We start from the raw sequence: 12,474 nt of genomic DNA on the forward strand, positions 1-12,474 counted from the left end.
GTGGAGATTTTTTAAGTGGACATGTTAATACATTACGGCCCGATCCTGGTTATTCTTGCGGCGGTTTTCGCCTTTATGATGTCTTGGGGATCGGCTCAAACGATGTTGCTAACGCGATGGGAACCGTTGTTGGAACCGGTTCTCTGACGATTAAACAGGCGATCTGGGTCGCGGTCATTTTGAACTGGCCGGGCCTACCTGGCCGGTGGACAGGTGAGTTCAACCATTCGACATGGGATCATAGATAACAGCTTCTTTGATCTGAATCCCGGGCTCCTGGTATTGGGGATGATCGCTACTTTGCTGGCGGCAGCGGTCTGGTTGATGATCGCCTGTAATCTTGGCTGGCCGGTCTCCACAACCAACACCACGGTCGGTGCAATTGTTGGCTTTGCCCTGGTGGCTGCAGGCCCTCACGCCGTCGAGTGGCTCAAGCTGGGTGGCATCATAGGTAGCTGGGTCCTGACCCCAATGCTCTCGGCGTTGCTGGCCTATCTTCTGTTTATCAGCGTCCAGAAACTGATTTTTGATACCGACTCCCCTTTGGATAATGCCAAGCGCTATGTTCCCGTGTATGTGTTCCTCACATCACTGGTGGTGTGCCTGGTGACCTTTGAGAAGGGCCTGTTATCGATGGGGATCATCTTCACCGAAGGGCAGTCCTGGCTCTGGTCTCTGGTGATCTCGGTTGTGATCTCCGTGGGATGCGCGATCTATATCTCTCGCCAGAGATACAACTCGGCAGACGATGCCAAGATGCATTACACCAATGTGGAGCGGGTATTCGGGGTCCTGATGGTGATCACCGCCTGCTCGATGGGATTTGCCCATGGTGCCAACGATCTGGCGAATGCGATTGGACCAATCAGCGCGATCATGGATGCGATGGCCAAGGCGGGTCACGGGCCTCTGATGCAGGCAGGCTCCGGGTGGATCTTGCCTCTGAGTGGCATCGGGATCATCCTGGGACTTCTGACCTTTGGCCACAAGATCATGCGTACCGTGGGTGAGGGGATCACTCACCTGACCCCGAGCCGTGGATTTGCCGCTCAGCTGGCAACTTCGGCAACCGTGATTATCGCCTCCGGGGCCGGATTGCCGGTTTCGGCAACTCAGGCGCTGGTGGCATCGGTTCTGGGGGTTGGCCTGGCGCGGGGGATTGCGGCGATTAACCTTGGGGTGGTTCGTAATATCGCGGTCTGCTGGCTGGTGACCATTCCGGCCGGAGGCGTCCTGGCGATCGTCTTCTTTATGCTGCTAAAAGCGATTTTCATGTAAGCAGTCCTGGGCCCCTCATTCCATGAGGCTTTGCCTCACTGCGAAGATAAGGCTCGGCATTACAATTGAAAGAATACTCTTCAGAGCTCGCCCCGATGATACCGGGGCGAGCTTTTTTGTGGTTTGCAGCCTCAGTATCTGTGCCTTGCTTTAACCCGGGAAAAAGTAGTTTCTGGCTTTGTTAACTGACCTTCTGCAGCATGGAATTGCCTACTGGCAATGAAACGGGAGGCAGGATGCCCATGGATCTGCATCGCCAAACTGGAGGAGATTATCCGGGATGATAATTGCAGCAGTAGAGAGCCAGGGGGTCATCGCTCCACTTAGCCTTACTCATGGATTTTCAGCAGTGGATTCGTCAGATTGGATATCTTGCGGGTCACCAGTGGCAGGGCAAGGGCCGTCAGTAGGATCAAAATCAAGGTTATCTTGAATAGCTGCTCAATCCACAAGGGATTAGTGAGCATCAATCTTTCAGCTATCATGGGGCTAAAGCCACACAGGGCCGAGGCGACGCCAAAGGCGGTACAAAAGCCCGATGCGCGGATCCTGGTCGGAAAAAGCTTGGCAAATAGCGGCATGCAGCAGCCATTGAGCCAGCAGATACAGACCACAAATAGCACCAGGGCGATCACCTGTTTGCCCAGGTTGTCAGAGAGCAGCCACTCAAACTCCAGGTGATTGAGGGCAAGGCTAACTATGATGCCGATCAGTAGCATCCGGTACAGACCCAGGCGATCTCCAAGGTAGCCAAATAGTGGCAGCAGGGCACAGGCCAGCAGGATCCCAAGCATATTGAAGCGAAAGGTCTCGGCCTGAGTCATCAGGTGCAGCTGGCTGAGAAAGTCCATGAAGAAAGTGAAGGTGATGTAAAAGCAGGTTCCGACCCCAAAGCACAGCAGTAGCATCACCAGCAAAGAGGCTTTGTAATGCCTGAGCAAAATATGCAGGGTGACCGGCAGCTTCAGGTGACAGCGAAAGCTCAGGGTCGTCGCAGTATTATCTTCGCCCTGTAGCAGCATAGCGTAGATAAGCAGGAAAAATCCGCCAATCATGAAGGGGAGCCGCCAGCTTAGCTCCTGCCAGGGAGGTGGGGTGAAATGAGCGACCAGCAGGCTGATAGCCGCAGCCAACACGAAGCCGAGCTGTGCAGTGGCATTGGCGATACCTATATAAAAACCCTTGTGTGAGAGCTCGGGATCTTCGCTGAGGATCACCAGCAGGTTGCCGATCTGTCCTCCTGCTGAAATTCCCTGCAATATTCTGAGGGCAAACAGGCAGATGGGGGCATAGATCCCCAGAAACTGATAGCCGGGCAGGGCTGCACAGGCCAGGGTGGTTAATCCCATCAAAAAGATCGACATATTCATCGCAAAGTAGCGACTGACCTTATCTCCAAGATAGCCAAACAGGAATCCCCCAAAGGGGCGAGCGACAAAGCCGCAGCCAAACACACTCAGGGCAAGCAGCAGATCATAGTGCTGGTCGCCACTGGCAAAGAAAGTGCGCCCTATGGCGGGGGCAAAGTAAGCAAACAGGCAGAAGTCGTACCACTCTAAAATGGTTCCGGAGGCGGTTTTGAACAGACGGGATATTTTTGAACTAACCACTGAAAATATGATGACCCAGGTTTATCTACGACTAAACTTCGAGCCTGTAGCTGGCGGTGGCTTCAAAGCATGCCGGCTCGAGAAGCCTATCATCTATGAGTTTGAAGAGTTTGTCGAATAAAAGCAGAACATTATTTTTTTAAACAGGATTACTGCTTAAATATCATCCTATTAGGATGGGTCAATTTTTTTGATTTTTAGCATCAGGATATTGCGCTTTTTTACTCTAAGCTGGCTTTCTATAGTAGAGGCATAGCTATCGATATCCGGAGTGCATCATGTCGAAAATACTCATGTTAAAAACCAGTATTCTGGGAGAGGGATCAAGTTCGAACCGGATCCTTGAGGCTGTTGGAGAAGGGGATCATCAGATCACGGTGCGGGATCTGGCAACAGTGCCACTGCCAACCCTGGATGGCGAAATTGCATCCGGGCTCAGGGGGCCGAGTCTCTGTCAGAGCATCAGCTCAAATCTCTCAAGCTCTCTGATGAGCTGATCCGAGAGTTGTTTGATCACAATACCCTGATCATCGCAGCTCCCATGTATAACTTTATGATCCCAACTCAGCTCAAAAATTGGATCGATCTTATCGCCCGTGCAGGCATTACCTTTCGTTATACCCAGGAGGGGCCTGAGGGGATGGTGACCGGTAAACGGGTCATCTTTGTGATCACCAGTGGGGGTGTGCATGCCAAGAGTACAAATGACCATATAGAGCCCTATCTGAGGACTGTGCTGGGCTTTTTAGGAATGACCGGGATTGAGGTCGTGCGTGCAGAGGGGCTGGCAATGGGAGAGCAGCGTGCCCTTGAAGCCATGAGTAGCGCCAAACAAGAGTTGTTAGCCTTGGTTGAATAACTTTCAGTCGATAAAAAAGCCAGTCATTCGGACTGGCTTTTATTCGTTTACTGACAATCAGGTTAATCGAGCTTGTCTTGGATCAGCTTGATGATCTCGTCTGCTGCAACTTCTTGCTTGGTGCCATCGCGACGAGACTTGTACTCGACAAGGCCCTTGTCCAGGCTACGTTCGCCGATCACGATCGCATGGGGAACACCCATCAGCTCCATATCTGCGAACATCACACCCGGGCGCTCTTTACGATCATCAAACAGCACATCGATGCCCAGCTCTTTGAGCTCCTGGTAAAGTGAATTTGCCATCTCTTCTACCCGATGAGATTTGTGCATGTTCATCGGGATAATCGCCACCTTAAACGGAGCGATCGCATCCGGCCAGACGATTCCGTGCTGGTCGTGATGCTGCTCGATAGCTGCGGCAACGATCCGCGAGACGCCGATACCATAGCAGCCCATCTGCAGGGTACGTGACTTGCCTGATTCATCCAGAATGGTTGCATTCATCGCTTGTGAGTATTTGTCTCCCAGCTGGAAGATATGGCCGACCTCAATACCACGGGTGATCTCCAGGGTGCCTTTACCATCCGGGCTTGGATCGCCCTCGACAACATTTCGCAGATCTGCGGTTTCAGGGAGGGCCGCATCCCGCTCCCAGTTGATCCCAAAGTAATGCTTGTCATCAATATTGGCGCCGGCTGCGAAATCACTCATCACAGCAACGCTGCGATCGGCGATACAGGCGATGGGCAGCTTGACCGGGCCCAGGGAGCCGGTCCCGGCACCGATGACGGCGCGGATCTCTTCATCGGTTGCAAATTCAATCGGGCTGGCCACCTGAGGCAGCTTTTCAGCCTTGATCTCGTTGAGCTCGTGATCGCCCGTACCAGCAGTGCGATGAGGTTACCCTCAACCTCATCGGATGCTTTCACGATCAGGGTCTTGATGGTTTTTTCGATCGGTAGCTCAAACTGCTCGACCAGCTCACCGATAGTTTTTGCATCCGGGGTATCGACCAGGCGCAGCTCTTCACTGGCAGCTTGACGCTCGGTCGCAGGTGCCAGGGCTTCGGCCATCTCAACATTAGCCGCATAATCCGACTCGGTGCTGTGAGCGATGACATCTTCACCACTTTCGGCCAGAACCTGGAACTCGTGGGAGGTGCTGCCCCCGATAGAGCCGCTGTCAGCGATCACCGGACGGTAATCAAGTCCCAGCCGCTCAAAGATCCGGCAGTAGGCCTTATGCATGATCTGGTAGGTCTGCTCCATGCTCTCCTTATCGCTGTGGAAGGAGTAAGCATCTTTCATGACAAACTCTCGTGAGCGCATGACACCAAAGCGGGGACGGACCTCGTCACGGAACTTGGTCTGGATCTGGAAAAGATTCAGTGGCAGCTGCTTGTAGCTTGCGATCTCTTTACGTACCAGCTCGGTGATCACCTCTTCGTGGGTCGGACCCAATACGAAAGGACGGGAGTGACGATCATTCAGGCGTAGCAGCTCGGGACCATACTGCTCCCAGCGACCCGATTCTTCCCACAGATCTGAAGGCTGAACCATAGGCATCAGAACCTCAATGGCTCCGGCGCGCTCCATCTCTTCACGCACTACAGTTTCCACCTTCTTCAGGACGCGAACGCCCGTCGGGAGCCAGTTGTACAGACCAGAGGCGATTTTTCGGATCATCCCGGCACGAAGCATCAGCTGATGACTGACAACCTCTGCATCGTTGGGCGTTTCTTTGAGCGTAGATATCAGGTATTGGCTGGTACGCATTTCAAAAACCTTGTGACAAAAGATAAGAGGCAAATTCTATCAAGAGCCGGGGCTTGGATAAACCAGTTGTTGGGCTCATCTTCAAGACTTTCGGCTCTGTGGCTCCATAGGTGTCTGCTATACGCCTGGTTGTATCAGTGATACTGCAACCCGGACTGCCCCAGGGTGGGAAGAATACAAGTAAAGGTGTATTGAGAATTCTGACTTGTAAGTGACCTGGAAGTGGATACAGAGCAGTGCCTCGATGGTTTTATGAGCTCATCTTGTTCACATTATCAGCATGAAGAGTGAATAAGAAAAAAAACCGATAAAATCGTTGACCTCAGGGACAAGATTCCCTAATATTCGCCCCGCTTTCGCAGTTAAGCGTGAGCAACAATTTGTTGGTGAGGTGTCCGAGTGGCTGAAGGAGCACGCCTGGAAAGTGTGTATACGGCAACGTATCGAGGGTTCGAATCCCTCCCTCACCGCCAGCATTTATGAAGCCCCGCTCATTGAGAGCGGGGCTTTTTCGTAGTTTCCCGTCCCGGTACGTGGTGTCATTCAGGCCCTATATCTCCGGGATTATCACTGGGATCAGATGCTCGTTTCATCTTAGCCGGATTGCTGAAGCTGTCAGCTTAGCTGCTGTTAACCACAGGGCTCTTACCGGGTCATACCTGCAGATGATGATGCGAGCGCTCTGATCCCCTGAATTGACCGACTAGTTTTTGGTGACCGAGATGGCGAGAACCGCAGCCGCATTACATATTCTGGTGAAAACGAAAGATGAGTGCCTGGCTCTGAAACAGCAGCTGGATAAAGGGGCTAATTTTCAGCAATTGGCGAAGCGACACTCCCTGTGCCCTTCTAAAAAGCGTGGCGGTGATCTGGGAGAGTTTCGCAAGGGAGATATGGTGAAGCCTTTCGATGATGCCGTATTCAAGGGAGAGGAGCTGGTTGTTCTGGGCCCGGTCAAAACAAAATTTGGCTATCACCTGATTAAGGTTTTATACAAAAACTAATATATTTATTCAGCGGTGGTTCAGCTTTTGCTGTTTTTAGTTAAGCTAGCCACTGCCATTAATCATTTTGATTAACAAAGCTAACCAATTAATTTAATTTGAGCTGAACAAAAAGAGAAATTTCCTCTTGTTCAGCTCTGGTCTGGATATCCTCTCTAAAATTACCCCTTGAACATTCGCAATAATTTGTCGTTAAAAAATTAATATTTTGTGGAACTTTTGTTCTCAGGCAGACTCAAACTGTAGGCAAAGGTTTTTAACCTTTAAAAACCATAAGAGAGGATGTATGACGGACCAAGAGATTATTGTAGAGAAAGGCTACTGGGTTCGCCGATTCCGTAAGGCGAAAACACTGAAAACCCTTAAGCTGATGGTCTCGCGATCAGTTGATCGATTCCACCAGAAAACTCAGGTTATAGCAGCAATATATTTAGCTGAGTGCCAACGAGAGCGTGAGCTGGAAACCAATTTACTGCTGAATCATTAAGCCTTCGATTTATTTTAATGATCCGGTTAAACACAGCCAATAAGCTATGTTAGACTAGCGACGCATCATTGATCGTGGTGCGTTAAATTGATTTTGATGCATTTAAGGAATAACAATGTCTGACTTTGTTAAGACTATTTCAAATATTCGTAGCCTGCGTGCTACTTGCCGTGAATTGACCATTGAGCAATTAGAAGATTACCTTGAGAAGCTGACTCTGGTTGTCGGTGAAATCAAGGAGCAGCATGAGTCTGAGCGTGAAGCCCGTGAAGAGTATCAGCGCAAATTAAATGACTATGTAGAGATGATGAAGGCCGATGGTATTGATCCATCCGCTTTGCTGGGTGAAACCAATCAAACTGCGGCTAAATCAAAGCGCGCGGCTCGTCCGGCTAAATACCGCTTCACCGATGAGAATGGCGTAGAGAAAACCTGGACGGGCCAGGGACGCAAGCCTCGCCCAATCCAGCAGGCTCTGGATAATGGCGCTTCCATGGATGATTTTCTGATTTAATCCGGGAGCCCATGTAAAAAGGCCTCCGCTGTGGAGGCTTTTTTATTCCTGGATGAGATACGAACGAATCTACTTTTTAAATTCAGTATATTTCGTCCGATTGCCATAGGCCTGCTCAATCGGATAGTTTCGGGCATTCTTTTCCATCTTGGCTTCACTTGCTTTGATAAGATCGATATCCAGTACATCGGCAAGCCGGATCAGATATAAAAAAAGATCGGCAAGCTCCTCCTCTAAGCGCTCTCCCTTAGCACTCTTTGGTAATTCAATTGACTCCTCAGGTGTAAGCCATTGAAACAATTCGCACAGCTCTCCCATTTCACCGCTTAGTGCCATCACCAGGTTTTTGGGGTTATGAAATTGCTCCCAGTCGCGCTCTTTGGCGAATTGGCGTAGCTTATCTCTGAGTTCAATGAGAGCACTCTGTTTCGACATGACCTTTTCCTAAGACAATAACCAGCTTCTATAACAGGTAATAAGGCTAATCTAGCAAATAGCTCTCTTTCACCCAAGCGACAAACTAGCTTTATGGGGTTGGCGTTGCCATCTTTTAAGTCTTGCTCACCAGCTCCACAGGGTTCCATCTTCCAACCGATTAACCGGGAGACTGGCTGCCTGATAGGGGTACTCCCTGGCTAGCTCCTCATTAAAGTCGACACCATGGCCCGGCTTTTCACCCACAATAAAATCTCCCTTGTCGAATCGATAGTCGTGGGGGAACAGGGCCTCGGTCAGCTCATTGTGTGGCATGTGCTCCTGGATCCCAAAGTTCGGCACCCAGGTGTCAAAATGCAGGGCACACCCCATGGTGACGGGGAGAGGTCGGTTGCACCATGAAACCCGGTACGAACCTGATATAGAGCTGCCAGATCGGCAATGCGCCTGAGGTGAGTGATGCCACCACCATGAACCAGTGGTGTTCGGATATAGTCGATGAGCTGTTCTTCAAGAAGCTCTTTACAATCATAGATGCTGTTAAACACCTCACCGACAGCCAGGGGGTGGTGGTGTGTTGGCGGATCAGGCGAAAAGCTTGCTGATCTTCAGCCGGGACACAGTCCTCCAGCCAGAACAGGTGATAGGGCTCGAGCATCTTTCCCAGTCGCGCAGCTTCAATGGGGGTCAGGCGGTGATGAACATCATGGAGAAGTTCTATGCCATCCCCAAACTGCTCACGGACTCTGGCAAAGGCAGTTTCAACATGATTCAGGTACTTGCTGCTATTCCAGCTGTGTTCTGCCGGTCGTCCCTTCATTGCGGGTTCATAGGCAACCCCCTGGGGAGTCACCCCATAGGTCTTACTGATCCCCGGAATACCGCACTGAATGCGAATCGCCCGGTATCCCTGCTCAATCCTCAGTGCAACCTCATCCACGAGCTCCTGTGCGGTTTCACCGTTGGCGTGGGTGTAGGTCATGATCCGATTGCGGCTTTTTCCTCCCAAAAGCTGGTATAAGGGCATATTGGCTAGCTTTGCCTTGATATCCCACAGTGCCATGTCAACGGCGGCGATGGCACTCATGGTGACCGGACCGCGTCGCCAATAACAGCCTTTATACAGGTATTGCCAGATATCCTCTATCTGCTGAGGATCCCTCCCTAGCAGGGAGGGATCACATACTCCTCAAGGTAGGTGACAACCGCTTTTTCACAGCCATTCAGGGTTGCATCTCCGATCCCATAGATGCCATCACTGGTCTCTATTTTGAGTGTGACAAAGTTTCTTCCCGGACAGCATAGATAAACTTTTGCACTCTTGATTTTCAAGGGAACCTCACTTAGGTATTCCAATTTTTACTTTGGTTCACCTATGCTGCGCTGCTTTTGAGTGATTTAAAATCAAATGATTAGTGAAATGTGAGTTGAGTCAATTAACTCCTCTCGGCGGGCTAGTCTCGCACTCATTAAAACCATTTTTGGTATGCCGATTTTTGTCTGCGGCTGCACAAAATTGGCAACATTTTCTTTATCAGGCTGAATCTTGCGGATGTTCACTATACTTTGAGTAGATCTGAGTCCGTTGCAGGCCACACGGCGGCTGTATGCAATCGAGCAGGGAGCTGATTGAATAAAGGAAGGGATGGATGCCGAGGATTCACAGTCTTGGATGGTTAAGCCTGATGCTGCTGACAGGAACTCTGTATGCTAGCTCCAATTCTGTGCGCCTGACCAGTGGAGAGTGGCCGCCCTATACCTCGGAGCACCTTCCCTACGATGGTATTATGTCTTATATAGTGACAGAGGTTTTTTCGAAGCAAGGGATCAGGGTCGAGTATGGATACTTTCCCTGGAAGCGCAGTTTTCGCCTGGCTCAGTATGGTGAATGGGACGGTTCTCTCGGATGGACCAAAAACCAACAACGGGAGAAAGATTTTTATTTCAGCGAGCCCCTGCTTAATGGCCATGATGTGTTTTTCTACCTCAAAGATATGCCGGATAAGGTGTTCACATGGAAGGACTACTCCGATCTCAAGGGATTAAAGATCGGTGCAACCCTTGGATATATCTATGGGCCAGGTTTTGATAAGGCGGATCTGGATGGGGAGATCAATGTGCTCCGCTTTCCCTCTGATGCCGATCTTATCCGGAATCTCTATCTGGGCCGATTGGATCTGGCTGTCATGGATGCCTGTGTCGGACATGATCTGATTGAACTGAGCTATCCGACTCATAGCAGTTTGTTCGGCCATACCCGCAAAGTCGTCCGTAACTCGTCTTTCAGAATGATCCTAACCCGTAAAAAACCAGAAAATGCCGGGCTCATGGAGAAATTTAACCAGGGACTGGCCAGCCTGAGAGATGATCCGGTGGCCTTTAAGATGCTCTCGAGTGTTTATGCGCGTCCCTGCTACAGCGAATATCTCAGTGAGGGCACCAATTCGGGGTGAGTAATGCATAGGGTTTACCCAAGTCTCCCACTTTCACGAGAATAATTTCCCATATATAAGCAGAAAAAGTAGGTTTTGTTTGTTTTTTGAGCGGATGGAAAAAACTTTATAAAAACCCCTTGCGCCGGGAAAGGAGATCTCTATAATGCGCTCTCACTGACGGGGCACACGGCGACAAACGCTGGGTGTTCAAGGTCAAAACCTTAACGAGATTAAGGTTCGCTCTTTAAAAATTAGAACAGGCAATCTGTGTGGGCACTCGCAATGAATTGAAGCGATAAAACATATTTTATCTCTTTATATTGTTGAGTGACTATATAAGTTAATTCAGTGATTAAAGAGAGCAATGATTTAAATTGAAGAGTTTGATCATGGCTCAGATTGAACGCTGGCGGCAGGCCTAACACATGCAAGTCGAGCGGAAACGAGGAGTAGCTTGCTACTTCGGCGTCGAGCGGCGGACGGGTGAGTAATGCATAGAAATCTGCCCAGTTGAGGGGGATAACCACTGGAAACGGTGGCTAATACCGCATAAGCCCTTCGGGGGAAAGAGGGGACCTTCGGGCCTCTTGCGATTGGATGAGTCTATGTGAGATTAGCTAGTTGGTGAGGTAAGGGCTCACCAAGGCGACGATCTCTAGCTGGTTTGAGAGGATGATCAGCCACACTGGGACTGAGACACGGCCCAGACTCCTACGGGAGGCAGCAGTGGGGAATATTGCACAATGGGGGAAACCCTGATGCAGCCATGCCGCGTGTGTGAAGAAGGCCTTCGGTTGTAAAGCACTTTCAGCGAGGAGGAAAGGGTGCGTATTAATACTACGTATCTGTGACGTTACTCGCAGAAGAAGCACCGGCTAACTCCGTGCCAGCAGCCGCGGTAATACGGAGGGTGCAAGCGTTAATCGGAATTACTGGGCGTAAAGCGCATGCAGGTGGTTTGTTAAGCCAGATGTGAAAGCCCGGGGCTCAACCCCGGAATAGCATTTGGAACTGGCAGACTAGAGTCCTGGAGAGGGGGGTAGAATTTCCGGTGTAGCGGTGAAATGCGTAGAGATCGGAAGGAATACCAGTGGCGAAGGCGGCCCCCTGGTCAGAGACTGACACTCAGATGCGAAAGCGTGGGAGCAAACAGGATTAGATACCCTGGTAGTCCACGCTGTAAACGATGTCAACTTGAAGCTTGTGACTATAAGTTGTGGGTTTCGGAGCTAACGCGTTAAGTTGACCGCCTGGGGAGTACGGCCGCAAGGTTAAAACTCAAATGAATTGACGGGGCCCGCACAAGCGGTGGAGCATGTGGTTTAATTCGATGCAACGCGAAGAACCTTACCACCCCTTGACATACTGAGAATTTTCCAGAGATGGATTAGTGCCTTCGGGAACTCAGATACAGGTGCTGCATGGCTGTCGTCAGCTCGTGTCGTGAGATGTTGGGTTAAGTCCCGCAACGAGCGCAACCCTTGTTCACAGTTACCATCATTAAGTTGGGACTCTGTGGAGACTGCCGGTGATAAACCGGAGGAAGGTGGGGACGACGTCAAGTCATCATGGCCCTTACGGGGTGGGCTACACACGTGCTACAATGGCGGATACAAAGGGCAGCGAACTCGCGAGGGTAAGCGAATCCCATAAAGTCCGTCGTAGTCCGGATTGGAGTCTGCAACTCGACTCCATGAAGTCGGAATCGCTAGTAATCGTGAATCAGAATGTCACGGTGAATACGTTCCCGGGCCTTGTACACACCGCCCGTCACACCATGGGAGTGGGTTGCAAAAGAAGTAGGTAGCTTAACCTTCGGGAGGGCGCTTACCACTTTGTGATTCATGACTGGGGTGAAGTCGTAACAAGGTAACCCTAGGGGAACCTGGGGTTGGATCACCTCCTTACCTATACGCTTTATCATGCTAGTGTCCACACAGATTGTACTGTTCGAAATTTAAGAGGCTTGTGTCCCCTTCGTCTAGAGGCCTAGGACACCGCCCTTTCACGGCGGTAACAGGGGTTCGAATCCCCTAGGGGACGCCACTTTGAAAATGCATTTGTTAAGTGTATTT

At 50.5% G+C, this 12,474-nt stretch carries 9 protein-coding genes, 2 tRNA genes, 1 rRNA gene and 3 pseudogenes; 10 read left to right on the forward strand and 5 right to left on the reverse strand.

From position 1 onward, the window contains the following. Positions 1 to 15: 15 nt before the first annotated feature. Positions 16 to 1,278 (forward strand): annotated as a pseudogene (locus tag DB847_RS04465) (inorganic phosphate transporter). 329 nt (positions 1,279 to 1,607) lie between these two features. Here the strand turns inward: DB847_RS04465 and DB847_RS04470 are convergent. Next, on the reverse strand, positions 1,608 to 2,888 hold the full coding sequence (locus DB847_RS04470; RefSeq protein ID WP_159084401.1) for an MFS transporter: 1,281 nt from the start codon (positions 2,886 to 2,888) through the stop codon (positions 1,608 to 1,610). 278 nt (positions 2,889 to 3,166) lie between these two features. On the opposite strand from DB847_RS04470, the gene DB847_RS26280 reads away from it, so the two are divergent. Both DB847_RS26280 and DB847_RS26285 read left to right on the forward strand, forming a co-directional pair. Then, positions 3,167 to 3,385, forward strand: coding sequence for an NADPH-dependent FMN reductase family protein (locus DB847_RS26280; RefSeq protein ID WP_325049144.1), 219 nt, complete (start codon positions 3,167 to 3,169; stop codon positions 3,383 to 3,385). An 8-nt stretch (positions 3,386 to 3,393) separates the two neighbouring features. Beyond that, positions 3,394 to 3,747, forward strand: coding sequence for an NAD(P)H-dependent oxidoreductase (locus DB847_RS26285; protein WP_325049145.1), 354 nt, complete (start codon positions 3,394 to 3,396; stop codon positions 3,745 to 3,747). A gap of 62 nt (positions 3,748 to 3,809) precedes the next feature. Here the strand turns inward: DB847_RS26285 and DB847_RS04480 are convergent. Next, positions 3,810 to 5,524, reverse strand: a pseudogene (locus DB847_RS04480) (proline--tRNA ligase). 385 nt (positions 5,525 to 5,909) lie between these two features. On the opposite strand from DB847_RS04480, the gene DB847_RS04485 reads away from it, so the two are divergent. The 4 genes from DB847_RS04485 (at position 5,910) to DB847_RS04500 (ending at position 7,529) form a co-directional block, all read left to right on the forward strand. Then, a tRNA-Ser gene (locus DB847_RS04485) sits at positions 5,910 to 5,997 on the forward strand. A gap of 249 nt (positions 5,998 to 6,246) precedes the next feature. Next, entirely contained in the window at positions 6,247 to 6,528 is a 282-nt protein-coding gene (locus DB847_RS04490) for a peptidylprolyl isomerase (protein WP_108649634.1), read from the forward strand. A 286-nt stretch (positions 6,529 to 6,814) separates the two neighbouring features. Next, complete coding sequence (locus tag DB847_RS04495; RefSeq protein ID WP_108649635.1) at positions 6,815 to 7,015, forward strand: hypothetical protein; 201 nt, start codon at positions 6,815 to 6,817, stop codon at positions 7,013 to 7,015. A 115-nt stretch (positions 7,016 to 7,130) separates the two neighbouring features. Continuing rightward, on the forward strand, positions 7,131 to 7,529 hold the full coding sequence (locus tag DB847_RS04500; RefSeq protein WP_108649636.1) for an H-NS family histone-like protein: 399 nt from the start codon (positions 7,131 to 7,133) through the stop codon (positions 7,527 to 7,529). 69 nt (positions 7,530 to 7,598) lie between these two features. Here the strand turns inward: DB847_RS04500 and DB847_RS04505 are convergent, their stop codons facing one another. The 3 genes and pseudogenes from DB847_RS04505 to manD all read right to left on the reverse strand — a co-directional run bounded on the left by DB847_RS04505 (position 7,599) and on the right by manD (position 9,320). After that, positions 7,599 to 7,964, reverse strand: a complete 366-nt coding sequence (locus DB847_RS04505) for a nucleotide pyrophosphohydrolase (protein WP_108649637.1) — start codon at positions 7,962 to 7,964, stop codon at positions 7,599 to 7,601. Between the two features lie 126 nt (positions 7,965 to 8,090). Further along, positions 8,091 to 8,336 (reverse strand): enolase C-terminal domain-like protein, encoded by a 246-nt coding sequence (locus tag DB847_RS26290; RefSeq protein ID WP_325049146.1) that lies wholly within the window; start codon positions 8,334 to 8,336, stop codon positions 8,091 to 8,093. Continuing rightward, positions 8,261 to 9,320 (reverse strand): annotated as a pseudogene (gene manD / locus DB847_RS04510) (D-mannonate dehydratase ManD). Before manD ends, DB847_RS26290 begins: the two are co-directional and overlap by 76 nt. Positions 9,321 to 9,613: 293 nt before the next feature. Here manD and DB847_RS04515 point away from each other — a divergent pair. The 3 genes from DB847_RS04515 to DB847_RS04525 all read left to right on the forward strand — a co-directional run bounded on the left by DB847_RS04515 (position 9,614) and on the right by DB847_RS04525 (position 12,445). Continuing rightward, positions 9,614 to 10,417 (forward strand): substrate-binding periplasmic protein, encoded by an 804-nt coding sequence (locus DB847_RS04515; RefSeq protein WP_108649638.1) that lies wholly within the window; start codon positions 9,614 to 9,616, stop codon positions 10,415 to 10,417. A gap of 353 nt (positions 10,418 to 10,770) precedes the next feature. Further along, a 16S ribosomal RNA gene (locus tag DB847_RS04520) occupies positions 10,771 to 12,306 on the forward strand. A gap of 63 nt (positions 12,307 to 12,369) precedes the next feature. Then, positions 12,370 to 12,445 (forward strand) — tRNA-Glu (locus DB847_RS04525). The last annotated feature ends 29 nt before the right edge of the window (positions 12,446 to 12,474 follow it).

Origin of the sequence: Dongshaea marina, assembly GCF_003072645.1 — a bacterium.
GTDB lineage: Bacteria > Pseudomonadota > Gammaproteobacteria > Enterobacterales > Aeromonadaceae > Dongshaea > Dongshaea marina.

Bases quoted from the DNA above. Each gene is read 5' to 3' on its own strand.
- DB847_RS26280 (WP_325049144.1), top strand. From the start codon at position 3,167: ATGTCGAAAATACTCATGTTAAAAACCAGTATTCTGGGAGAGGGATCA.
- DB847_RS04490 (WP_108649634.1), top strand. From the start codon at position 6,247: ATGGCGAGAACCGCAGCCGCATTACATATTCTGGTGAAAACGAAAGAT.
- DB847_RS04495 (WP_108649635.1), top strand. From the start codon at position 6,815: ATGACGGACCAAGAGATTATTGTAGAGAAAGGCTACTGGGTTCGCCGA.
- DB847_RS04500 (WP_108649636.1), top strand. From the start codon at position 7,131: ATGTCTGACTTTGTTAAGACTATTTCAAATATTCGTAGCCTGCGTGCT.
- DB847_RS04505 (WP_108649637.1), bottom strand. From the start codon at position 7,964: ATGTCGAAACAGAGTGCTCTCATTGAACTCAGAGATAAGCTACGCCAA.
- DB847_RS26290 (WP_325049146.1), bottom strand. From the start codon at position 8,336: ATGGGGTGTGCCCTGCATTTTGACACCTGGGTGCCGAACTTTGGGATC.
- DB847_RS04515 (WP_108649638.1), top strand. From the start codon at position 9,614: ATGCCGAGGATTCACAGTCTTGGATGGTTAAGCCTGATGCTGCTGACA.